At 42.7% G+C, this 25,191-nt stretch carries 21 protein-coding genes; 7 read left to right on the top strand and 14 right to left on the bottom strand.

Going from position 1 to position 25,191, the window contains the following annotated elements; all coding sequences use genetic code 11:
* Positions 1–6: 6 nt before the first annotated feature.
* From miaA to rny, 5 genes are all read right to left on the bottom strand, one after another.
* Positions 7–924, bottom strand: coding sequence for a tRNA (adenosine(37)-N6)-dimethylallyltransferase MiaA (gene miaA / locus HMPREF0091_RS03615; RefSeq protein ID WP_006302910.1), 918 nt, complete (start codon positions 922–924; stop codon positions 7–9).
* A gap of 6 nt (positions 925–930) precedes the next feature.
* A complete protein-coding gene (miaB, locus tag HMPREF0091_RS03610; RefSeq protein WP_006302909.1) occupies positions 931–2,313 on the bottom strand; it encodes a tRNA (N6-isopentenyl adenosine(37)-C2)-methylthiotransferase MiaB in 1,383 nt (460 codons plus the stop codon).
* 120 nt (positions 2,314–2,433) lie between these two features.
* Entirely contained in the window at positions 2,434–2,718 is a 285-nt protein-coding gene (locus tag HMPREF0091_RS03605; RefSeq protein WP_006302908.1) for a stage V sporulation protein S, read from the bottom strand.
* A gap of 92 nt (positions 2,719–2,810) precedes the next feature.
* Positions 2,811–3,941, bottom strand: a complete 1,131-nt coding sequence (locus tag HMPREF0091_RS03600) for an ATP-binding protein (protein ID WP_006302907.1) — start codon at positions 3,939–3,941, stop codon at positions 2,811–2,813.
* A gap of 99 nt (positions 3,942–4,040) precedes the next feature.
* Positions 4,041–5,606: a ribonuclease Y gene (rny, locus tag HMPREF0091_RS03595; RefSeq protein ID WP_006302906.1), complete on the bottom strand. Its 1,566-nt coding sequence runs from the start codon at positions 5,604–5,606 to the stop codon at positions 4,041–4,043.
* 907 nt (positions 5,607–6,513) lie between these two features.
* On the opposite strand from rny, the gene HMPREF0091_RS03590 reads away from it, so the two are divergent.
* The 7 genes from HMPREF0091_RS03590 to trpA are packed head-to-tail and all read left to right on the top strand — an operon-like array spanning position 6,514 to position 13,388.
* Positions 6,514–8,001: an anthranilate synthase component I gene (locus HMPREF0091_RS03590; protein WP_006302905.1), complete on the top strand. Its 1,488-nt coding sequence runs from the start codon at positions 6,514–6,516 to the stop codon at positions 7,999–8,001.
* Positions 8,002–8,055: 54 nt separating this feature from the next.
* The gene (locus tag HMPREF0091_RS03585) at positions 8,056–8,646 is read left to right on the top strand and encodes an anthranilate synthase component II (protein ID WP_006302904.1); all 591 of its coding nucleotides are present in this window, start codon (positions 8,056–8,058) and stop codon (positions 8,644–8,646) included.
* Positions 8,639–9,697 (top strand): anthranilate phosphoribosyltransferase, encoded by a 1,059-nt coding sequence (gene trpD / locus HMPREF0091_RS03580; RefSeq protein WP_006302903.1) that lies wholly within the window; start codon positions 8,639–8,641, stop codon positions 9,695–9,697. Before HMPREF0091_RS03585 ends, trpD begins: the two co-directional genes overlap by 8 nt.
* 2 nt (positions 9,698–9,699) lie before the next feature.
* Positions 9,700–10,548, top strand: a complete 849-nt coding sequence (trpC, locus tag HMPREF0091_RS03575; RefSeq protein WP_006302902.1) for an indole-3-glycerol phosphate synthase TrpC — start codon at positions 9,700–9,702, stop codon at positions 10,546–10,548.
* Positions 10,549–10,575: 27 nt separating this feature from the next.
* A complete protein-coding gene (locus tag HMPREF0091_RS03570) occupies positions 10,576–11,232 on the top strand; it encodes a phosphoribosylanthranilate isomerase (protein ID WP_006302901.1) in 657 nt (218 codons plus the stop codon).
* Positions 11,225–12,415, top strand: coding sequence for a tryptophan synthase subunit beta (gene trpB, locus HMPREF0091_RS03565; RefSeq protein ID WP_006302900.1), 1,191 nt, complete (start codon positions 11,225–11,227; stop codon positions 12,413–12,415). Before HMPREF0091_RS03570 ends, trpB begins: the two co-directional genes overlap by 8 nt.
* A complete protein-coding gene (trpA, locus tag HMPREF0091_RS03560) occupies positions 12,408–13,388 on the top strand; it encodes a tryptophan synthase subunit alpha (RefSeq protein WP_006302899.1) in 981 nt (326 codons plus the stop codon). Before trpB ends, trpA begins: the two co-directional genes overlap by 8 nt.
* A 191-nt stretch (positions 13,389–13,579) precedes the next feature.
* Here trpA and HMPREF0091_RS03555 read toward each other — a convergent pair whose 3' ends face one another.
* The 9 genes from HMPREF0091_RS03555 to HMPREF0091_RS03515 form a co-directional block, all read right to left on the bottom strand.
* A complete protein-coding gene (locus HMPREF0091_RS03555; protein WP_006302898.1) occupies positions 13,580–14,269 on the bottom strand; it encodes a regulatory protein RecX in 690 nt (229 codons plus the stop codon).
* A gap of 58 nt (positions 14,270–14,327) precedes the next feature.
* Entirely contained in the window at positions 14,328–15,419 is a 1,092-nt protein-coding gene (gene recA, locus HMPREF0091_RS03550) for a recombinase RecA (protein WP_006302897.1), read from the bottom strand.
* 235 nt (positions 15,420–15,654) lie between these two features.
* Entirely contained in the window at positions 15,655–16,341 is a 687-nt protein-coding gene (locus tag HMPREF0091_RS03545; RefSeq protein WP_006302896.1) for a CinA family protein, read from the bottom strand.
* Positions 16,325–17,005 carry a CDP-diacylglycerol--glycerol-3-phosphate 3-phosphatidyltransferase gene (gene pgsA, locus HMPREF0091_RS03540; protein WP_006302895.1) on the bottom strand — a complete coding sequence of 227 codons (681 nt, stop codon included), beginning with the start codon at positions 17,003–17,005 and terminating at the stop codon, positions 16,325–16,327. Before pgsA ends, HMPREF0091_RS03545 begins: the two co-directional genes overlap by 17 nt.
* A 5-nt stretch (positions 17,006–17,010) precedes the next feature.
* A complete protein-coding gene (rimO, locus tag HMPREF0091_RS03535; protein ID WP_006302894.1) occupies positions 17,011–18,525 on the bottom strand; it encodes a 30S ribosomal protein S12 methylthiotransferase RimO in 1,515 nt (504 codons plus the stop codon).
* A gap of 132 nt (positions 18,526–18,657) precedes the next feature.
* Complete coding sequence (locus HMPREF0091_RS03530; RefSeq protein ID WP_006302893.1) at positions 18,658–19,155, bottom strand: YajQ family cyclic di-GMP-binding protein; 498 nt, start codon at positions 19,153–19,155, stop codon at positions 18,658–18,660.
* Between the two features lie 66 nt (positions 19,156–19,221).
* Positions 19,222–20,736 carry a helix-turn-helix domain-containing protein gene (locus HMPREF0091_RS03525; protein WP_010241667.1) on the bottom strand — a complete coding sequence of 505 codons (1,515 nt, stop codon included), beginning with the start codon at positions 20,734–20,736 and terminating at the stop codon, positions 19,222–19,224.
* Positions 20,737–20,738: 2 nt separating this feature from the next.
* Complete coding sequence (locus HMPREF0091_RS03520) at positions 20,739–23,468, bottom strand: DNA translocase FtsK (protein WP_006302891.1); 2,730 nt, start codon at positions 23,466–23,468, stop codon at positions 20,739–20,741.
* Entirely contained in the window at positions 23,469–25,127 is a 1,659-nt protein-coding gene (locus HMPREF0091_RS03515; protein WP_006302890.1) for a ribonuclease J, read from the bottom strand.
* Between the last annotated feature and the right edge of the window lie 64 nt (positions 25,128–25,191).

Below are 25,191 nucleotides of genomic sequence, written 5' to 3'. Positions count from 1 at the left end.
ATCTTCTTAGCTTATATCGTTAATAATTTTGTGACACATATCATCTAAAGATTGCGTTGTACAATCGAGCCACTCAACTCGCGGATCACGGGAAAACCACGAGATTTGGCGCTTTGCATAATGACGCGTACGGCGTTTTATCAGGTCAACAGCCATTTCAAGTGAATAAGTTCCGTCTAAATAGGACAAAATCTCTTGATAGCCTATTGCCTGCGATGCCGTTTTGCTCTGCTGGAGCCCGCGTGCTTTGAGACGAACCACTTCATCAACAAGGCCTTGTTCAATCATAGCGTCAACACGCTTTTCAATACGGCTGTACAGCTCTTCACGAGGCCAGGAAAGTCCATATATACGTGCCGTATAGAATGGTTTCAAACGCTGTAATCCCTTTACATGTTCAGCGTAGGAAATACCATCATCGAGCATTTCAAGCGCGCGAATAACACGACGAACATTATGAGGATGAATGAGCGCAGCAGATGCTGGGTCGCGTTTGCATAAAAGCTTAAAAACAAAATCAGAACCCTCAACCTCAACGAGAGATTCATAGTAGTGTCTTTGAGGATTTTCAAAAGAGCCTTGAGGAAAGTGCATATCATCTATAACTGCATTGAGATAAAGCCCTGTTCCCCCACATAAAATTACCTGTTTATGATGTATACGAAGCGATTCCACACACGTGCGTGCTTCTTGTTGAAAACGTTGGACTGAATATGTTTCTTCAAGTTCGGCACAGTCAACCATGTCAAGCTTAGCTTTGCGCTCTTCTGGCGGCAGTTTGGCAACGCCGATATTCATACCCTTATAAATTTGTAGTGCATCAACAGAGATAACATGGGTATTAAAATGGAGCGCAAGCGTGTCGGCCAGTGATGATTTACCTGAGGCAGTTGGACCAACAATGGCAATAATGGGAGACGCCATAGATCATCACCTAGGCTGACCTGTGAGTTTACCGCGCAAATACCAAGTTTTTGCTTCTTCGACATAGACTTCACACATTTTGCCAATATAGTCTTGAGCTGACGCGTCTTTGGGAAGCGAGAAAAGAACAGTTTGGTTTTTTGGACTATGTCCAACCAAAACGTGGGAATCCTTTTTTGATGTACCTTCGACAAGCGAGGTAACTAAGGTATGCAGTTCCTTTTGATTTGCTTTATAAGCAAGTTCTTCAATAAGATCAGTTAAGCGATTAAAACGTTGCTGAATAACTTCATGTGGTGTGGTATCTTCTATATTTGCAGCAGGGGTACCAGGACGTTTTGAATAGATAAAAGTAAACGCAGAACTGTATTCAACTTCACGCACAAGTGATAAGGTTTCTTCGAAGTCTTCTTCGGTCTCTCCTGGAAAGCCAACGATAATATCAGTTGAAAGTGCAATATCGGGCATTGCGCTCTTAAGATGGTCAATAACCTCTAAATACTTCTCACGGGTATAGCTTCGGTGCATAGCTTTAAGTATTCGAGTTGATCCACTCTGAACTGCTAGGTGAAGCTGTGGCATAACAGCAGGTGTTTCGGCCATGGCTGCGATCGTTTCGTCAGAAAGATCCTTAGGATTAGAAGACGTAAAGCGAATACGCTCGATGCCTACCTCCCCCACTTTTCTTAAAAGCTCTGCAAAACAAGGTTTTTTATAAAGATCTCTACCATAGGAATTAACATTTTGTCCAAGAAGCGTTACTTCACGAACTCCATCATCTTTAAGACGACGAACTTCATCAACAACGCGTTCAAGAACACGACTACGTTCACGGCCACGTACATATGGCACAATACAAAATGTACAGAAATTATTGCAGCCGGTCATAATAGGTACCCACGCATGAAAGCTTTGGTCACGTTTTGAAGGTAGATCAGTTGAAAATCCGCGATTTTTCTCAATGGTGTCTACAAATACTTCGTCATCGTTGCTTTCAAAGGCTTCACATAAAAGCTCGGGCACGCTTGCAAGTGCAGAGGTTCCAAAGACAACATCAACATTTGGAACATGTTCACGTAACTTAGCGCCGTCACGCTGAGCAATACAACCTCCAACAGCAATTACGCGCTTACCGCACGGCGAAGGTGGAAGCGTTACCAAATTAGAAACTGCGCCATACAAATGTGTATCGGCTTTTTCTCTAACCGAGCAGGTCATAAAAATAACGATATCAGCTTCTTCAAACGTGGCGACTTCATTTGCTCCACAATCGTCTAAAAGACCGGCAACGCGCTCAGAGTCATGAAGGTTCATCTGACAACCAAAGGTTTTGATAAGATACGTTTTCCCTACTAATTTGCTTGCTCTAGCCACAAAATTCCTTTCCATTGAAGCTTTGAAGACTCGTTACATGTGTTTGTAACATAAGGTGATAGTGAACATCACCGAGGAACTAAAATTTTCTTAATAATATATTGTTCGACTATAAGGCGTGTAAATACTTGATTGTTAAAGTGTAGTATTTTGTGATATATGGTGCACCAAAACGGCAATTTTTATAGCGGTGCGGTCGTGACCTTCTATGTTAATATCTGCAAAGGTAGGAGAACATGAAATATCTAGACCAACAGGAATTAAAAAACCTCGCGCAATTGCAACTGCTTTAATTGCTTGATTAACTGCTCCCGCACCAACTGCCTGCAGATTTACAGGAACACCATCTTTTACCATGCCTGCTATGGCGCCTGCAATAGAAGCAGGAGACGATTTGGTTGAGATCTTAAGAAATTCCATAGATGAGACTCCATTTATACATCAGATAAACTATAAACACACGTATAGTAGTTTAGCGAATTTAAGCAGGTAATGCACGATATATTTCAAAATTATACGAAATCTGATTCGTCGTAGTCAAACGTCACAATAATCTTATTATTTCGCATAACGATTGACGGCTCACGCACCAAGCCAATGTAGTATTTTTGCGCTAGTTTATCAAATGTTGAAGACAAATTGCGCGCAAACAGAGCTTTATCCTCAGGCGTTAAGTGTACAGCCCGTTTGGTATCATAGATGTTAATGGGAGCAGGCGTACTTTGATGAGTTTTACGAAAATACGAACTAAGTGATTTTACTGGCTTAATATGGCCAGATAAAATGCGATGTATATTTCGTTCTGATACTTCAAGTGCACAATGATGAGCTACATCCATAAGCTCATGTGAATCGCTTGCTGCAAAAAAACGATCAATAATGGGAAGGGAATCTAAACTATCAGCAAACAAAAAGTCTTGTACATCCGTACGTTTAGATACCAATGTATAGAGCGTGGCAATGATTTCGGTAGGCGTCCCTAAATAAACTTCACAATTTTTTGACTCACGAAGAGCAAAATCACAGCAGGTGCGAATAATATTATGCGGCCCCACCAGTTCAAAATCAGATGTAGGCGCTTGTTTTATTTGAGTTCTAGATTGGGTATCGCCCGAATCTTGTTTAAGTGCATGATAGAGCGGCCGACTTGATTGATCGCGCTTTTCGGTAACCTTATCGGTGTTAACCCGTACGACAAGCGCTGTGCCAAGACCTGGCAGAGAAGATGCAACATAAGCCTGCTGTGCTTGCTCTTTGATGGCGTAAAGCGCCATTCCTCTACCATGAATCCCCCAGTGGTCACTGTGAACGCTATCGAGCTTGGAAGTAACGCGGGCTTCAAAAATCTTGTCATGCATGGATTGCGGAATGCCCACCCCATCATCTAAAACAGTTATGGTACGTATAGTATCCTGCTTGGTAGTGGCAACAAAAATATGATGAGCACCAGCATCACGACTGTTACGAAGAAGCTCAATAACAATATCTTCTACGCAACGAATATCCTGTTGTGCCTGCCTGCGCTCTGCTTCTCTAATACGTAGGCGAACAAAACCACATCCGAGCTTTTCTTCAACACGAAGATTGCTTTGTGGGGCTACGCTATCGAGAAAATCTTTCATATCTTTATGTGGTTCACTCATAATAACACTCAGTTTCCACAACGTATTTTGACGTATGAGCAGGTACAGATATAAAAATAAAGATAAAAATTTGGCGCGGCAGATGCGTCGCGCCAAATTTTATTTTGCAATATCATATGCACGTGATTCACGAATAACAACTACGCGAACCTGTCCGGGATACTCCATCTCTTCTTCAATCTGTTTTGCAATATCATGAGCAAGAACAGTAGCCGCAGCGTCAGAGATTTTTTCGGGCTCAACCATAACATGGAGCTCTCTACCTGCTTGCATAGCATAGGTACGAGCAACACCTTCATGAGCGTTAGAAATCTCTTCAAGTTTTTCAAGACGTTTAATGTAATTTTCAGCCGACTCACGACGAGCACCCGGACGTGCAGCAGAAATAGCGTCTGCAGCTTGAACTAAAACATCGAGTACGGTTTTAGGTTCAATGTCCGCATGGTGAGCTTCAACCGCATGTACAACTTCGGGCTTTTCGCCATAGCGCCTGCAAAGCTCAGCACCAATAACAGCGTGCGGTCCCTCAACCTCGTGATCTATAGCTTTACCAATATCATGTAATAAACCAGCACGCTTTGCGGGGCCTGTTTCAAAACCAAGTTCTGAAGCCATAATACCGCACAAAATTCCAACCTGAACACAATGCTGCAAAACATTTTGACCAAACGATGTACGATATTTAAGCGCACCTAACACGCGCATAAGCTCGGGATGCATGTCATGAATACCCACATCAAACGCAGCTTGTTCACCAGCTTCTTGAACTTGCTCGCGAACCTGACTTTGAGCTTTTTTAAACATCTCTTCAATACGTGCAGGATGAATGCGGCCATCGGCAATTAAATTCTCTAAGGTAACGCGTGCAATTTCACGGCGGACGGGACTAAAGCTAGAAAGAACAACAGTTTCAGGAGTGTCATCAATAACAAGAGAAACACCAGAAATCTGTTCAAATGTTCTAATATTGCGTCCTTCGCGCCCAATAATACGACCTTTTAGATCGTCTGATGGTATGTGAACGGTAGTTACCGTAATTTCACCAGCTTGATCAGCAGCGCAACGTTGAATTGCTACAGAGATGATCTCGCGCGCCATTTTATCTGTTTGAAACTTAATGCGTGCTTCGGAATCACGAATAATCTGAGCTTCTTCTTTAAGCGTACTTTCACGAACTTTTTGTAACAGCTCATTGTGAGCTTCATCACGCGTAAGCGTTGAAATTCTTTCAAGTTCAGTAGTTTGTTTTACAAACAATTCGTCTACATCGTGCTTTTTACGATCAAGCTGACCTTGTAAACTAGAGAGTTGATGCTCTTTCTTATCGAGGGTTTCGCTTCTTCTATCAAGCGTTTCTTCGCGTTGCATGATGCGATTTTCCATAGATTGCAAATCGCGCTTGCGTTGCTTCTCTTCAGATTCTGCTTTTTGCTTGAGCTGATAAATTTCTTCTTTTGCTTCTACAAGTGCAGTTTTCTTGGTAGTTTTTGCTTCGCGTTCGGCGTCGCGAATAATACGATTAGCATTTTGCTCTGCTGCTGAAATGTCGCGTTTTACCTGCTCAAGTTTGGAAGTACCCACATGAGTGAGATACGCATAAACACACAAGGCTGCAAGAACAAAACAAACTAGACCAACTACCACTAATAAAACCATATGATCCATATAAACTCCTCAAATGAAAATAATATGAGTTCAGGAATCCGTAACGGAACCCGCCATTTGAGGCATATCTCGCCTAGAGCAAGTATTCGAAACATAATAAAACTGCAGTTAAAAGGCAGCATTTAATAATCAAAACAAATCGAACAAAGTTAGCGCAGTCATAGTGACCTGCGAGAAATATCTCAAAAGACTATCTAATAGTACGGTTATATGGAGGTGATGTCAATATAAGAGTAGTGTTGTAGGAAAAACGCGAAAAAAATCCATTCACATATAGATTGTTGCTCGGTAGAGGTTTAGCTTAGTTCTGCTGACGCTGTAAACAGTACTACAAAACCATTACTTAACGTATATATGTGAGTATACAAAAGCGCAATTGTTACCATTTGGAAAACTAGTTGACGAAAGCACTAACAGGGTCTTTAATATGAATCAATCGAATAGCACCTAAACCGTTGATGCGGAGATAACGGCAATTTAAGCCCATACAGAGAGTCTGCGATGCTGAGAATCAGGCTGGAAACAAATTGTCAAATGGACCGCTGAGGGCGCAGTCAAATAGAGTTGGGGTTTTGCACGTAAGCTCTAGAGTATTCTGTGACGTCAGACACGCGTAAGTTGTCGGGAATATGATGGTATTCTTTAAGTGCGCGCAGAGCTTAAGCGCATGCGCGAATTCAAGGTGGCACCGCGGATTCTTAGCTTTTTGCATACGTGCATAAAAGCGAAGAAGTTCGTCCTTGATAGAACGTAGTTTCTGTTGGGGGCGTATTTTTTAACAAATTTGCTTGCCACTTCAATCTGTGGATGAGCGTTTGTTGTCAGCGCAACGTAAATGCGCATGCTTCGGGTTGTACTCAACCTGTTTTACTCCCCCATAGAGTATAGACTGTGGAGGAGGAATTTTATGGAAGCACAGCCGCTTGCTGCAAACTTAAGTTTTGCGCAGCTCATGCGCCTCAAAGATGAGGCTCGCTACAAACAAGTACCCCTTGTTTATGCGCTCCCTATGCACAATTACACGCCTACTCAGGTGTTACGTGTGCTTAAAGGGATATCAACACATTGTTATTTACTTGAATCGGCTCAGCATGGTGACCGTGGGCGTTACTCTTTCTTGGGTTTTGACCCTACGCTCGAGATTTATTGTCAACAAGGTCACATGCACATAGGCGATGTAGATTTTTTGACCGATGATCCCAATTTCTACATTCGTCAAATTTTGCATGAGCATAGCTCATATAAGGTACCTGAATTTCCTCCTTTTTGCGGGGGTTTAGTTGGGTATTTTTCATTTGAGTATCTTGGCTATCAAGAAAAATCTATTTGTGCAGATAAGTATATAGATGAGCAATTTAGAGACGTTGATCTCATGCTTTTTGATCAACTTATTACCTTTGACCATCTACAAAACAAAATTCTTCTTACGGCGCAGGTGGAACTTAAAAACCTGAAAACAAGTTATAACAAAGCGCTTCTTAAAATTGAACAATTAGAGCAACTCATTACAAGAGGTAAACCTGCTTATATTGAGGCAGGAAGCCTAACAGGTGAACTTCACATACAGCACAGTAAAAAGTCATTTTGCGAAATGATTGTACGCGCGAAGAAGCATATCATGGACGGAGATATATTTCAAATTGTGCTCTCTAACAAAATTTCAGCAGCATATCAAGGCAGTTTGCTTGATACCTATGAAGAGCTTAAGACTATCAATCCTTCTCCTTACATGTTCTACTTTTCGGGCGACGATCTAGAAATTGCAGGGTCTTCACCAGAAACGCTTGTGCAGCTCCAAGATGGAGTGCTTCACACCTATCCCCTTGCAGGTACAAGACGGCGCGGGCAGAATGCATTTGAAGACAAACAGCAAGAAAAGCAACTTTTACACGACGAAAAAGAACTTGCCGAACATAATATGCTGGTTGATCTTGGTCGCAATGATCTTGGAAAAGTGAGCACGTTTGGAAGTGTATGCGTAGAACGCTTGCATAGCATTGAGCGATTTTCTCATGTAATGCATCTAGGATCAGCTGTGCGTGGTTGCATTTCTCCAGATAAAGATGCACTTGATGCAATTGTTGCCACGATGCCTGCAGGAACGTTAAGCGGAGCTCCTAAAATTTCGGCGTGTAGGCTTATTGCTCAACTTGAAAAGACACGGCGCGGAATATATGGTGGCGCCCTTGGCTACCTTGATTTTTCGGGGAACATGGACACCTGTATAGGAATTCGCTTGTTATATACAAAAAACGGTGAAGTACATGTGCAAACAGGTGCAGGAATTGTTGCTGATTCGCAGGCAGAGAAGGAGTATGAAGAGTGCATGAACAAAGCCAGAAGCTCGCTTGCAGCGCTTCACATAGATGACGAGAACATGCGCGATCTCACCTGAGCACACCTTTACAATTGCAAAATTAACTCTTTGGACATCACGAAAGGAGCGAATATGAATTTACTTATCGATAACTATGACAGTTTTTCGTTTAATCTTTACCAGCTCATTGGTTCCATTGACCCACAGATACGCGTGATAAGAAATGATGAAGTCAAGGTTGAGGATATTCTACGCGAGCATTTTTCCTCAATTATTATCTCGCCAGGACCGGGAGCTCCAAAAGATGCAGGTATGTGCGAAGAACTTATTCAAAAGCTCAACGATAAGACACCTATACTGGGCGTGTGCTTAGGTCATCAAGCAATCTGCGAAGCATTTGGCGCAAAGATTGTTCATGCAAAAAAGCTTATGCATGGTAAACAATCTCATATTGAACTTGATCTAAGTTGTCCACTCTTTAAAGATCTTCCCAAAAAGATCGATGTAGCACGTTATCATTCCCTTGCCGTGGAAGATAAATGTTTCCCTTCCACTCTTAAAATCTGCGCGCGTGCAGAAGATGGCGAGATTATGGCTGTCATGCACAAAAATTTACCAATGTATGGCGTGCAATTTCATCCAGAGTCAATCATGACACCAGATGGATACACGATATTGAACAATTTTATTAACATCGCACACAAAGGAGTAAATCATGATTAGTGAAGCAATTAAGAAAATCGTAGACAAACATGACTTAAGCTATGATGAAGCTTACAAGGTTATGAAAGAAATTATGCAGGGGAAAACTACACAGACACAAAATGCTGCTTTTCTTGCTGCGTTATCTACCAAAAGTACCCATGCTGAAACGATTGACGAAATTTGTGGATGTGCCGAAGCCATGCGTGAATGTGCTACGGCAGTTCCCTATGATCAGGCAGTTCTTGAAATCGTTGGAACGGGCGGAGACAAGTCAAAAAGTTTTAATATCTCAACAACGGCCGCACTTATTGCAGCGTCAGCAGGCGTCAAAGTTGCTAAACATGGCAATCGAGCTGCGAGTTCGCTTTGTGGAGCAGCCGATGTGCTTGAAGCTTTGGGAGTTAATATAAAGCAAACGCCTGCTACTTGCAAAAAGCTACTCGATGAGGTGGGCATGTGCTTTCTATTTGCTCAAAGTTATCATCCTTCGATGAAGTACGTAGCTCCTATTCGGAAAGAACTTGGTGTACGAACAGTTTTTAATATCTTAGGGCCCCTGACAAATCCTGCGCATCCTCGTATGCAGCTTTTAGGTGTGTATGATGAGCGTTTATTAGAGCCACTAGCTGTGGTGCTTAAAAATTTGGGGCTTACACATGCCCTTGTTGTTTACGGAACCGATTGCCTAGACGAAATTTCACTTTCAGCTCCTACACGTGTTTGTGAGCTTAAGCATGGTGAGTGTACAAGCTATGAGATCTCGCCTTTAGAGTTTGGTTATTCATTGTGCAAAAAAGAAGACCTTGTAGGAGGCAATCCAGAGGAAAACGCACAAATTACACGTGACATCTTGGCAGGTAAACACGGATATTATCGAAACGCTGCGGTTCTTAATGCAGGAGCAGCGCTCTATGTTGCAGGTAAAACTGCAAGTATAGAAGAGGGTGTACGACAAGCTGAAATGCTTATCGACAGCGGAGCTGCGCTTGCACTTTTGGATAAATTTGTACGTCTGAGCCAGAGCTATGCTTTAGAGGAAAGCCTCAAATCTGATGAAAGTTCGAGGTAGCTATGTCTATATTGGAAGAATTAGCGAAGTCATCGCAAGAGCAGGTAAAACTTAGAAAATCATGCCCAGGAAAAAGTTATAAAGAGGTAGTTCAAAGAGCGGTTGAGAAAGCTGATGTTGAACTGCTCAATCAAAAAGAACAAAAATTTTCATTTCCTTTTTACGCAGCGTGTGCGCACCCTGGGCTTTCGTTTATTTGTGAAGTTAAACGCGCAAGTCCTTCTCGCGGACTTATTGCGCCTGATTTTAACCATACAGGCATTGCACAAGATTATGAAGTCGCAGGAGCAGATGCTATATCGGTGCTTACTGAGCATACGCGTTTTTTAGGGTCTGAAGATTATCTGGCAGATGTGGTACGCGCACAGACGTTACCAGTTCTGAGAAAGGATTTTATCATCGATGATTATATGATCTACGAGGCAAAGGTTTTAGGCGCCAGTGCAGTGCTTTTGATTTGTGCCCTTTTGGATGAAAAAACGCTTGCCAATTATCTAGCGCTTTGTCACTCTCTAGGATTAAGTGCGCTTGTAGAAGCGCATACACGTGACGAAATAAAACAGGCATGTTTAGCTGGCGCAAAAATTATAGGCATCAATAACCGAAATCTGCATGATTTTAGCGTTGATACTCAATGTACGTCTCAACTTGCCCAAGCTGTACCAGATGGTGTTCTTCTTGTAAGTGAAAGTGGAATCACGCAAGCTCAAGATGTGCGGCAAGCATTTGACACGCAGGCTGATGCAGTGCTTATTGGCGAGGCTTTGATGCGCGCAAAAGATAAGAAGCAAAAGCTTTGTGAGCTCAAATCCTTACTACCCCAAAATATGCAAGGTCACAATAATGCTTAAACGATTGAGGGATAGGAACTATAAGTTATGACTAGAATTAAAATTTGTGGCCTCAGAACAGCTCAAGACATCCAAGTGGTAGCCACTCTTCCCTGCTCGTATGTTGGATTTGTTTTTGCACGTGCGTCCAGACGCGCAATAACTTTTGAACAAGCAAAAACTTTGCGCAAACAACTTCTGTGTGTATGCGCCAATAAACATAAAATAGCACCTGCTACGGTAGGAGTTTTTGTTAATGAAGCTGTGGATGTGGTAGCTCATTGTTTAAACAGTGGTGTTTGCGACATATGCCAACTACACGGTGTTGAAGATGAAAATTATATTGCACGTTTGCGCAAGCTCAGCGACAAGCCCTGTATCCAAGCTCTTCGTATAACAAGTGCTGCCGATGTAGCAAAAGCTCAACATAGTAAAGCAGATTATGTACTCCTTGATGCTGGAGCAGGAGATGGAAAGAGTTTTAACTGGACATTTGCGCAGGCGATGACGCGTCCTTACTTCCTAGCTGGCGGGCTTAATTCCCAAAATGTAACAGAAGCCATTACGGTACTTCACCCTTTTGCAGTGGATGTAAGTTCGGGCGTGGAAGAACAAGGCCATAAAAGTGAATTAAAAATGAATGCGTTTTGTACCGCGGTGGTTAATGCAGACAAAGCGTCTAAGAAAGAGGTGCAACATGGATAATCAAGCAGGTCGATTTGGTGTACATGGAGGGCAATATATCCCCGAGACACTTATGAACGCGGTGATTGAGCTTGAAAGTGCCTACAATCACTACAAGGATGATCCCGTCTTTACCCGTGAACTCAAAAAGCTTCTCAATGAGTATGCTAATCGTCCCTCACTTCTTTACTACGCAAAGAAGATGACTGAAGATTTGGGTGGAGCTAAGATCTATCTCAAGCGAGAAGATCTCAATCATACAGGCGCACACAAAATTAATAACGTGCTTGGTCAAGCCCTTCTTGCTCAGAAAATGGGTAAAACGAGACTCATTGCCGAAACAGGAGCAGGACAACATGGTGTGGCAACTGCCACTGCCGCTGCACTTTTTGGCATGGAGTGCGAAATTTTTATGGGTCGCGCTGACACCGAGAGACAAGCTCTCAATGTGTATAAAATGCGTCTTTTAGGTGCAAAGGTTCATCCCGTTGATACGGGTACTGCAACGCTTAAGGATGCCGTGAATGAAGCTTTACGCGAATGGACAAGGCGTATTAGCGATACACATTACTGTTTGGGATCAGTTATGGGGCCACATCCCTTCCCTACTATGGTTCGTGATTTTCAAGCAGTGATTTCCTCGGAAATCAAAACACAAATGCTTGAACGTGAGGGGCGCCTACCCGATGCGGTGATTGCGTGCGTAGGGGGAGGTTCTAATGCAATGGGTTCGTTCTATCACTTTATTGAAGATAAGAATGTTCGTCTAATTGGTTGCGAGGCCGCAGGAAGAGGAGTTAAAACTAAGGATACGGCTGCCACGATTGCAACGGGGCGTTTAGGAATTTTCCACGGCATGAAATCCTATTTTTGTCAGAATGACTACGGTCAAATTGCGCCTGTATATTCAATTTCAGCAGGTCTGGACTATCCCGGAATTGGGCCCGAGCATGCCTATCTGCACGATATTGGTAGAAGTGAATATGTGTCTATTACCGATGACGAAGCAGTTGACAGCTTTGAATATTTGTCAAAGATGGAAGGAATTATTCCTGCTATTGAGTCGGCGCATGCAGTAGCATATGCGAAAAAAATAGCAGGCCAAATGAGCAAAGATAAAATTTTAGTGGTAACTATATCTGGCCGAGGAGATAAAGACTGTGCGGCAGTCGCGCGTTTTAGAGGAGAGCAGATCGATGAATAATATGTCTAAAATTGCCGAAGCGTTTGGTTTTACGAAAACACAGAGTGCAAAAAATCAATCTCATACTGAAGGTGAAATTGAACCGACAGGTACCGATGCGAGCGGACAATTAAACGATTGTGTAACCTATTCAAATGCGTCAGGTACAAAGAGGCATCATAAAGCATTTATCCCCTTTATTACCTGTGGAGATCCCGATCTTGATACAACACGGGCTCTTATCCTTGAAATGCAGGCGCAAGGAGCCGATCTTATTGAATTAGGTATTCCTTTTTCTGATCCCTGTGCAGAAGGTCCCACTATTCAAGAAGCAAATATACGGGCACTGAAAACAGGTATTACCACTGACGATATATTTGACTTTGTACAATCTCTTACTACATGTCCAGATAAAACCGCGCCTATGCAAGCACCACTCGTCCATGTACCACTTGTATTTATGACCTATGCTAATGTTGTTTTTTCCTACGGGTCTGCGCGATTTATGCAGCGCTGCAAAGAAACAGGAATTGCGGGAATCATTCTGCCCGATGTGCCTTTTGAGGAACGCAATGAATTTTTGCCTGATTGCAAAAAATACGGTATTGCGCTCATCTCTCTAGTTGCTCCGACTTCAAAAGATAGAATTGAACGCATTGCTCAAGGTGCACAAGGCTTTATCTACGTGGTTTCAAGCTTGGGCGTAACAGGGGAACGGAGTGAATTTTCAAACAACTTAGCCGACATGATTGCGCTTATCAGGAAAAATACAAACCTTCCCTGTGCTATTGGATTTGGCATTTCTACCCCAGAGGCGGCTCAAGATATGGCCCGACTAGCCGATGGCGTAATTGTAGGATCTGCCATCGTAAAAATGGTTGGTCACTACCAGCAAGATGCACCACAGCATGTTGGGAGATTTGTACATGCCATGAAGGATGCATGTCGCTTGGCTTCTTCAAGCTTAACCTTTGAGACAAAATGCAATGTGTAGCTGGTAACACACGTATTGAACTAAGATACAAAGCGTAAAAAAGAAAATCGACAGGGGTCAAATTGAATATGTAGCTCAACGAGACCCCTTGAAACATTGCAGATTAGCTCTAATTACACACATGTAGTACAAACCAACGTTACTATACCAATGCTTCGATACTACATGGTAAAACACATGCACACGTATTCTTATTCATCTTTGTCACTAGATAATAAACGCTTGGCAACTTTATAAGCAACCGAAGGAGAAAAACCTTTTGAACAAACAAAACGGACTATCTGAGCATATGGATCACGAGCATGAAAAACTTTATGCTGACAAATGCGCCATGCAGTTTGAAATTCGTCTTCTTCTAGTCCATAACCTGCACATGCTTGATCAATGATCGAAGAATCTATTCCACGACGCCTGAGCTCCAACGAAATTTTCTTTGGTCCCCAGCCACTAGCATGCTTTTGTTGAACAAAAATACGTGCAAAGCGAAGATCATCTATTAAACCAACCTCTTGAGCATGACTGAGAATCTCTTGCACCAAGCTGCTTGAATACCCTAAACGAATAAATTTTTCCTTAAGTTCATAATATGAATAATCACGTTTGTTGAGAGCTGTTTCTAAGAGCTGATGAAGCATGTTGCGAGAAAGCACATCAATCTTTGTTCTAAGCTCTTCCTCTGAAGAAATTAAACATGGCTCGTTACGAGCAAGCGTGCAGAGTTTACGTCCCACTGCTACCGGTACTGAAAACTTAACCTCAGCACCATTTGATTGAGAAACAATAACGTTTGCACGCTTTTTCGCTGATCGAGCATTCAAGGTATCATAGGTTAGTTGAGGAAATTCGACGTTCCATTTCCATGTAGTGTTATCTGTACACACGTCAAACTCTTTTCACTTCAATGACACCTTGCACGTTCCGAAAACTTCAAGCAATAATTTACTTCTTTGCAGGCGCATCTTCCACAGGAGCAGGTGCAACGTCATCATCAGCAAACTCTAAGCCGCATGCAACTTTAACTTTATTGGTAAGTTCTTCGAGCAGATCGGGATTTTGTACGAGAAATTCCTTAACAGCTTCGCGACCTTGACCCAAACGCTGTTCTCCATAGTTAAACCATGCACCACTTTTTTGAACAATACCAAGTTCTGCAGCCATGTCCAAAACAGTTCCCTCTTTAGAAATACCTGTTCCGTACATAATGTCAAATTCTGCTTGTTTAAATGGAGGAGCAACTTTATTCTTTACAACCTTTACGCGCACACGATTGCCGATCATATCGTTATTCTTTTTAAGCGTTTCAACACGACGAATATCCAAACGTACAGAGGAGAAAAACTTAAGCGCACGTCCACCAGGAGTTGTTTCAGGATTACCAAACATAACACCAATCTTTTCACGTAACTGATTGATGAAAATACAGGTAGTTTTTGATTTAGATAAAGAACCAGCCAATTTGCGCAATGCCTGACTCATTAAGCGAGCTTGAAGACCTACGGTTGTCTCCCCTATCTCACCTTCAATTTCAGCGCGCGGAACTAGAGCAGCAACTGAGTCGACAACAACAACATCAATAGCACCTGAGCGTACCAACATGTCACAAATCTCTAATGCTTGCTCGCCTGTATCGGGTTGCGAAATTAATACTTCATCAATATCAACACCTATACGTGCAGCATAATTAGGGTCCAGCGCATGTTCTGCATCGATAAATGCAACAACGCCACCTAAAGCTTGAGCCTCAGCAAGAATTTCAAGAGATAGTGTCGTTTTGCCCGATGACTCAGGACCGTAAATTTCTATAATACGACCACGAGGAACTCCGCCGATACCCAAAGCAACATCCAAAGAAAGCGCGCCTGTTGGTATAGCTTCAACTTCGAGATCTGGACCAGAATCACCATACTTCATAATAGAGCCTTTACCAAAACGCTTTTCAATTTCAGCTGTAGTGGTTTCCAGCTGTTTATCGCGTTCTTCGCCATAGGTTTTTTCATGTATCTCACGTGAAACTTGCTTGGTTTTGCTCATGGCTTCTCCTTATATCGATTTATCCGACAGTATATAACGAACATGCGTTCTATGTCAATTACATTTTTATAATACTCAATAAAACATGCACATAACTTGGCGCTAACTTGCACGATTAGAGAATAGCCACCCTTCGGCCGACAAATCCATACAGTACCCTGAACACAAACACAAAATATCACTCAATACAGAACACAAGCACAATAGATGTGCAGCTTAAACCATAATCATTCACTTATTGTAATTTCGAACAAGTATGAGTATCTTGTGCACCAAGATATTCATCAAGCACATCAGACATCATAGAGAGAGCAACCTTTGTGGTATATGCACGTACTGCAAATCTGGTTCCTTTGGCATGGATGCAGCGCAAGGTAGTATGCCAAGCAGAGCTTGCACAAATCCAAACGGTACCAACGGGCTTATGAGGCTCTTCTCCACCAGGTCCTGCAATACCAGTAACTGACACGCTTACATCGCTTAAATACTTTTTACGAACGCCTAAAGCCATTTGAAGTGCGCAAAACGAAGAAACAGCACCTAAAGACTGAGTATCAAGCAGCGTTGACGACACCCTCAAAATCCGTTTTTTTATTGGGATGGCATAACTAACGCATGAGCCTAAGAAGCACGAAGATGAACCAGGAACGGCTGTAAGAACCGTTGAAATCATGCCACCCGTGCACGATTCTGCGGTACTCATGGTTAATCCTGCTCGGTTAAGTTTTTCGAGGACTTGAGAAGCTGCATCAGTTAGATCTTGTGAAATTCCCACAAAAGGCTCAATCATAGCTTGATACGATGATTCATGAACCTGTCTATAGTTATCAGGTAATGTGGGCGTCTCTAAAGCCACATACGGTATAAGAGCACCCAGTTGTGAATTTTGATCATAGCTGCACTGTTTAAGAGCTTTTCCCATCTGTTATCACACTCCAGGACTTTATTATATAATCAATTCCCGACCAAACCGTAAGAGCAACAGCAAGAAGCAATTCAAAGAGACCAACAGATTGAATGACTACCTGAATGTTAGCCCAAGGCAAGCAAGGGCGCAGTAAAAGTGCGCATATTGCCACTAAAGTGAGGGCTGTTTTTACTTTTCCAAGACCAGATGCTGCTACCACAACGCCATGGGAAGCAACAAGCATGCGAAGCGCAGAAATTAAAAATTCGCGGCCTACAATAATCATGAGCATCCAGGCAGGATAAACAGATTTTTCCAGTAAAAAGATGAGTGCAGTCACAACTAAAATTTTGTCTGCAATAGGGTCTAAAAATTTACCGAATACCGTAATTTCGTTACGACTTCGTGCAAGATAGCCATCGAGTTTATCGCTTAATGACAAAATGACAAACACAAGAAACACCATAAGTGAGCCAAGGTCAAAACACGAACATGCACCAGGCTGCTGGGTTGTTTGCGCCATAGCATCACAAGGTATCAAGCACAAAACATTATTGTTCCACACATAAGACGCTAAAAGAGCCCAGAGAGGAACAAGTATAACGCGTGCAATGGTAACAATATTGGCTAATGTCCATATTCTATACTCTGGCGCAGTAGTGTTTTGAGTGTTTTTCATCGGCTTTACACCAACTCTCCCACTAATTCATAACAATATGCTTCTTTAAGTTTAACACGTACAACATCCCCAGGATTGGCGTCTGTATCTAAAATATGAACGCAGCCGTCGCAGTCTGGAGCCTGGAACCAAGCGTGACCAATGCGTTCTTTATCGGGCGAATCCATGTCGATGCTGTCAATAATAACATCAACAACTTCGCCGACGTGTTTAGCAGTTGCCGCAAATCCAAGCTCTTCTGCAGTATCGCGGAGTGTTTGTGTGCGCTCGATCTTTGTTTCGGCGCTGATCTGACCACGCATTTTAGCAGCGGTGGTACCAAGCTCTTGAGAATAAGAAAACACCGACATATAATCAAATTCTTCTTGTTTAAAGAAATCAACCAGCTCTGCTGCTTCTTCATCGGTTTCTGTAGGAAATCCTACCATACCAGTGGTACGCAGTACCATTTGTGGGATTTCATGCCGCAAATGTGCAAAGAGCTTATGAAGCTGCGAAGCCGAACCACTTCGACCCATCTTTTTTAAGAGACGCTCATTACAGTGCTGAATAGGAATATCAATGTAAGGCAAAACTTCAGGCGTATCGCGAATTGTGGCAATGAGGTCTTCGGTCATACCTTCGGGCTGCAAATAGAGCACACGAATCCATGCTTTATATGGACGAACAATGCGCGCTACTTCGCGGAGTAACCATGCAAGATTCATGCTCTCATGTTGAGTGGAGTTTTTGTCAAAACTGCTTGCAGACGAAGGGTCATGAAGATCAGAATCCTTATGTAACACAGAAGCTGCACCACGTGACGAGAAATCTTCTCCCCAAATACCAGTGTCTTGTCCGATAAGGATAATCTCTTTAACGCCACCTTCCATAAGCATGGTAATTTCAGAGAAGATTTCTTCTGGACAACGTGAAGCATAATGGCCTCGAATAAAAGGTATCGCGCAAAATGCGCAGTATCTATCACAACCTTCAGAAATCTTAACAAACGCGCTGGTACCCTCTATGGTCCTGAGTGCACGTGCAGAGAGTTCTTGCGAAAATGAGAATGTTGGATGCTCGATACCCAACACATCAGACACAATGCCTACGATGGAATCCTCATCAGTGGCTTTCACGAATGCGGAGACTTCGGGTAGCTCTTTATCAAGAGCAGCTCCGTAACGAGAAGGAACGCATCCGCACATAATAATCGGCAGTTTTGTGATGCCAGATGTTCTCTTTTGTGCTAAATCGAGGGTAACTTCAATGGACTCAGATGTAGCGGACTCCAAAAACGAACAGGTGTTAATGATAACCACATCGGCAGATGAAGCGTCACGGCTTTCTTCAAAACCGCTTTTAAGTAAAAGAGCACGCATGCGGTCGGTGTCAACCTGATTTTTAGCACAACCAAGTGTTACAAATAAACAGCTTGCTTTAGGTTGTTTTGAGGCGTTTGAGGGTTCAGCTACTGTGTCTTTGGGAGACGCAGTAGTTGAAGAAACCTTTGAAGGTGATGCATCTATAGGTGTATTCATAGTTTAAAAAGAAATCCTTTGTACGAACGTATAACTAAGCAGCTAAACGTGAATAACTCATAAGCAACATGAAGACTTACATTCCTCTTGCCATGATAAGCACATAAAAAAGCTGCAGGAGATAAAGTAAGCTTATCGATAATTAGTAAATTGGAGAGGCTGCCCGTAATCTTGCTCTTTTAAAGCCGCAATAACTGACTGCAAAACATCACGAGAAGCAGAACTCACACGTAATTTCTCACCCTCAACCACAGCTTTACATTTAAGCTTTAAATTACGAATATCTTGAGCAATCTTTTTTGAGACATCCTTAGAAATGCCCTGTATAAGACTTGCCGTTTGACGAACCGAAGCTCCAGAAGCACTTTGTGGCTTATTTACCTTAAGTGCTGATAAATCGATGGAGCGTTTAGCAAGTTTAGTACGCAAAACATCAATGACCTGCGAAGCAACAAATTCTGATGGAGCCTCAATAGTAAAGAGAGCATCTTGTTTAGAAAATTCAATGCTGGCTCCTGTTTGCTTGAGGTCATAGCGTTGCGTAAGTTCACGCGCACATTGCTGAAAAGCATTGTCTACTTCTTGCATGTTTACTTCAGAAACAATATCAAAACTCGCTTCTTTGGCCATGTTCTTTCCTTTCCTGCTGAACTCGTTACAGATGAAACATAGTAAAATACATCCGTTAACGGTTAGTTATGAGCTCTTTTTATGAGTAGTCTTATTTGATTTCTTTTCTGCCTTTTGAGAAGAAACCTGTTCCTTCTTTGAAGTACTTTTGTTGTCTGCAGAAGTGTTACCTGTGTTGGTATCCACGGACTCATCAGAATCTTTCGATTCACTTTCGGGTTTAGTTCCTTTGATCGTAACAGAACCAATACCTGCAGTTTTTGTGTCAAACTTAACAGGAGTGCCATTTTTTGTCACACGAACTGCTCCGGGGTTGCTTACTTGAACGGTAATGGAATCGGTCACCACATATGTTTGACTCCAAGGTCCAGTTACTTGTTGAGCGATCTGACTTTTACCGTCATTAACGATCTCTACCCAACTGACTTCCCCATCGTTAACACTTACTTCAACTTCGGTTGTATTATGAGACTCTTCTTCTTCACGAGCAGCTTTATCCTTTGCAGCTTGCGAGGCAACATCATCGGTTTTAGAATCGTCTGATTGTTTTTTAGTTTCAGAAGTATCAGCTGCGGTAACCGTAACAGTTTTTCCTGATGAGAGAGAATTTTTTACACAGGAATTTATAGAGAAAATAATAACACACGATAGCAGAAAAACGCACAGAATCGCGCCGAATATAGCTAAACGACGTGGGTCATCAAATAGCCATAACAATAGGCGTCTCCACAAAGGTTGATTGGTCATCTGACGGGAATTACGCGCAGCTGAAGATGAGCGGCGTTGTTGTCTGTTCACTTGAGGGCGCGTAGCAGAAGCAATATTGCGAGAACGCCGACGCCCAATTTGAGATGATGCAGCTTCATAGGGACGAGCCCCATCATAGTGAAGATCATCTACGTAGTTGTAGTCACGTGGTGAGCGCGTTTGAACCGAATCGCTACCATAACCATAAGGTTGAGCTTGAGGGTTATGGTTACGCCGAGAGTCATTCTCCGTGTCAAACATATAACCTGATTGACGATTGGTAAAAGGGCGATCAGGATAGCTACCACGAGAGCGCACCTTCGACTGCATAAGCGCAGAGGTATTATAGCGTCCATAATGACGTTCAGGCAAACTTAAAACAGTTGAGCCGGTTTCGCGCGAGTGTACTTCGCTTGTAGTCGCGAAGTCGTGCATATCACCTGCATAACCGCCTGATGTTGGTAAAAGACCACTTCTACCTTGAAAATCTTGTGGTGTACGAGTGGCAATCGTACCACTTAAGCGGCGAGAAGCCATACGAGACGTTGTGTCAATCTGACTTCCAGCAGCACGAGTACCTTGTGAAGATTCAAAACTAGCTAAGTCGTTACTAAACTGGCTCACAATCACACGCGTGTTAAGCCCTAAATAACGAGCATATGAGGACAACATTCCTTGCGCATATCCGCTTTTTGGTATAGAAGGGAAATCACCGTCTTCAAAAGCTTGCAAAACTTGAGGTTTAAGACGCAAAACACGAGATGCTTGTGCGATCGATAAACCAAGTTGACGTCTTCTATCAAAAAGCATTTCACTAAAACGTGGGCGTGACATTCTTAAACCTCCTTATAAGCTGCTTCTTGTGTCTTAAATTCTTCAAGTTGATCTTTGTTCATAAGTACGTCGCGAGGCTTAGAGCCGTTGGGAGGACCAACTATCCCTTTTGCCTCTAGCATATCCATAATTCTACCAGCACGAGCATATCCAACACTTAATCTTCGTTGAAGATTTGATGTTGCTCCTTGTTGAGAATCAACTACGATCTGTGCAGCTTCCCAAATGAGCGGATCATCATCGCTGCGATCTTGCCCCGAACCAGAAGCATTAAGCTGACTTGGAATAACCTGTGAAAGAATCTCTTCGTGATAATCAGGCTCTGCCTGCGCGCGGATAAAATCAACAACCGAATTGATCTCGGCATCAGAAGTATAACAGCCTAGCACACGTTTGGGCTCAAGTCCTCGATCCTTAAACAGCATATCTCCATTGCCTAAAAGACGCTCTGCACCTGTTTCATCCAAAATAACGCGCGAATCGATACCTGAAGAAACTTTAAGAGCAACGCGTGAGTCAATATTTGACTTAATTAAACCAGTTACAACATTTGCGCTTGGGCGCTGTGTTGCAACAACAAGATGAATACCTGCAGCACGGGCAAGTTGTGCAATACGGACAATCGAAGCCTCAACATCTTTTCCTGCAACCATCATAAGGTCTGACAACTCATCAATAATTACAACGAGATATGGAAGTGGATCAACGGTTTTTTCTTCATCATCAAATTTGCCCTGCTTAACCATTTTGTTGTAACTCAAAATATTACGCGCTCCTGCACGTTCAAAAAGCTTAAGGCGACGCTCCATTTCTGAAACCGCCCATTGCAAGGCAGAGGCTGCTTGTCGTGGCTCCGTAACAACAGGAACATAAAGATGTGGCAAACCGTTATATGCACTAAATTCAACGCGTTTAGGGTCAACCATAATAAGGCGCACCTGTTTAGGTGTTGTTCGCATTAAAAGCGACATGATCATCGAATTGATCATAACCGACTTACCAGAGCCCGTTGTTCCTGCTACCAGCATATGTGGCATTTTAGAGATGTCGGTAATAACAGGCTTTCCACTTGAATCACGGCCAACTGCAACTTGCAAAGGACCACCTGTTGCAAAGGGAAGCACATCTCCTAAGCAAACATTTTGACGTACTGCATTAGGAATTTCGATACCAACATAGGAAGTACCCGGAATAGGCGCGAATATGCGAACCTTTTCGGCGGCAAGCGTAAGCGCAATATCGTCTTCAAGGTTGCGAATTTTATTAACGCGTTCGCCCTCTCCCATTTCAACACGAAACGTTGTAACAAGGGGGCCTGATACATAATCAACAACAGTACTATGTAAGCCAAATTCAAGCAGCGTTCCCTGCAAGCGCTCCATAGTATTTTCCAAATCTTGCGTGCTCGAAGCGCTTTGCGCGCTTTTAGGATTAGAGTTAAGCATTGAAAGACTAGGCAACTTATAATCTGAGTCACTATCACCAGGACGTGTAACTGCAGGTTGTTTAGTGTGCACAACAGATGCAGGTGTTGCATCGTGGGTTTGTGAAGTAGCTGCTGACTTAGTTGTGCGTGAAGCTGGCGCACTCATACCACGTGAGCTTTTTGAAACAGGTGAAGTTTCGCAAGTATCATCATGGACATTTTTGACAACTTTTTTGCTCGTGTGTGCATGGCTATCCTGCGCCGAAGACGCCATATGAGGTGTGCGCAAGAATTCTGGAATATCATCTGTGGGCGTATCAGCTGTTTCCTTATCATGTTGCACGCGTTCTGCCGACTTTTGTTCAAGCGTCTTATCACCTTGAGCATGAAAAGGTATAAGTTTTGAAAAAAATGACGGTTTGGGCGTATCTGCAACAGTATGTTCATCATGTGATGCATGGGATGCTGCTGGCGTAATAACATTGCGTGTGAGCAATTCTGTTTTTCGAGCTTGCGGCTCTTCTGCTGGACTTTTTGTATCAGAAGTTGTAACAGCGGACGCTACACGAGGCGCGCGCTCAAGAACGGTTGTCTTACGCGCACCCAGAAATGTTGTTTTCATTTCATCAACATCTTGAGAACGTTGCGCCCTTGAAGAAGCAACGTGCGGCGAATCTGCAGACATACCAAAATGATTATCCTCAAACACAGAGGGGTGACGTTGCATGATTTGAAACACGTGTTCACAGAAATCATGTAATGAAGCCACCAGCGTATTCAGTAGTGCTGAAAGAGGTAATCCGCAGATAACAGCCCCAATAAGAGTTGTGCTGCACATAAGAGCAAGGCCAACAACTTTGCCTAGGTATTCATACAGTATCCAGCCAATACCTGCGCCGCAGATACCACCTTGATGTACAAAAACTTCTGAGCTTAGGATAAAGTCGCGCGTTGCGTAAGGCTCAATACAGATAAGCGTAACTGAAGCAAGTAAACTCAAAAATATAAGCAGCAGTCCACAACTCACTCTTGAAAAGCGAATGCGCTGATTATTGGTAAAAAATGTAAAGCTAAGCACATACAAAGCGTACGCCAAAAGCTGCGCACAAACACCAAAACAAAATTCAAGTGCGTCTTTAAACCCTTTTGTAATCAGAGCCTGCGTTCCTATAAACAAAGAAAAGAGGATCACCGTGGCAACGGTAGCAATAAGGATGCCTACAATATCGCGAACTGGCGCAGAAAGTTGAGTTATTTGTTGTGTATGTTTAGTTCGTTTAAGTTTTCTTCCTTGTGCCTGGGCCATTTAAACCTCCATAACCACAGGAATGATCATGGGACGGGTACGAGTTTGAGACCACAGGAGCTGAGAAAGTGCTCGACGGATCCCTTGTTGATATGACTCTATAGTTACATTTTCATGTTGGGCTTTTACTTCAACATAGTTTTTAATGGAGTTAAGCGCCTCTTGTGAAATATCGTCCAAATTAAATGAAACACCACGGCATGACAGTTCAACATCGGCCAATTTATGCTGATTGGTAACAGTTGCAACACAGAAGAATATGCCATCGCGCGAGAGTTTTTGACGGTCACGGAAAACAACAGGATTAGCATCGGTTACCGATAAACCATCAACATAAATAACGCCCGAATTGACAGGATCTCCCCAACTTAACTTATGGTTTTTAAGAATGAGTTCGTCGCCATTATCAGCGATAAATATATGGTCAGGTTTAATGCCCATCTTTTGTGCAAGTTTAGCATGCTCGCGCTGGTGAACCGCTTCACCATGAACGGGAACAAAATAGCGCGGATGAGTCATAGCAAGTAAAAGTTTAAGCTCTTCTTGACTTGCATGACCTGATACATGCACCAGTGTTTTACTACGATCATAGACATCACAACCAGTTTTTGAAAGAAGATTTATGACGCCTTGAACACTTTTTTCATTGCCAGGAACAGGTGTGGCCGAAATGATCACAGTATCAGAGGCGGTAATTGTTAAAGACTTATGATCTCCGGTTGCCATACGCGCTAGTGCGCTCATGGGCTCACCTTGACTACCAGTACACATAACAACTATTTTGTCGTCTGGAAGTGTATCAAGGTCAAATGCGTCGATAATATTATTGGGAGAAATTTTTAAGTAACCTAAGTCGCGCGCAATACGCGTGTTAGTAATCATAGAACGACCCGTGACTACTACTTTTCTTCCCACCGAAACCGCGGCGTCACATACCTGCTGAATGCGATGGATGTGGCTTGAAAATGACGCAACAAAAACACGCCCTTTAGCATTTTTGATAATATGACGCAACGATGGTCCAACACTTGACTCAGACGGCGTAAAACCAGGACGCGTTGCGTTAGTTGAATCAGCAAGTAATACGTCTATGCCCTCTTCTGCAAAGCGACAAATCGCATTGAAATTAGTTGTAACGCCATCAATAGGTGTTTGATCAAATTTGAAATCTCCCGTGTGTAAAAAGCTGCCTGCAGAAGTCTTTACATACATTCCCAAAGCACCAGGAATAGAGTGTGTAATTGAGAAGAAATTAACTTCAAACGAACCAAGCTGAATGCGGTCGCCGTTTTTTACTTCACAAAGCTTTGGACTTACAACCTTATGCTCGGCAAGTTTGGCGTTAATGAAGCCTAAGCTTAGTTTGCTTGAATAAATAGGAACTTTACGATGAAGATCAGCGAGCAAATATGGGATAGCTCCTATGTGGTCTTCATGTCCGTGGGTAATAAGAATTCCACGAAGTTTATCGGCATGCTCAAGAATATAGGTGTAATCTGGGAGAACAAGATCAATGCCCGGTTGATTGTCATCGGGGAACATAAGACCACAGTCGATAACGATTAGATCGTCGCCGCATTCAAATGCAGTCATGTTTTTACCAATTCCATCTAAACCGCCCAATGGAATAATCTTTAAAGCTTTAGTTTTTTTTGGCATATATAGAAAAACCCTTCTCTAGAAATTGATCCAAAATGTAATCATATGCCGTTGCATATGTTAA

Source organism: Fannyhessea vaginae DSM 15829, assembly GCF_000159235.2.
Classification (GTDB): Bacteria; Actinomycetota; Coriobacteriia; order Coriobacteriales; family Atopobiaceae; genus Fannyhessea; species Fannyhessea vaginae.
This window is presented reverse-complemented; position numbering and strand designations above follow the sequence as displayed.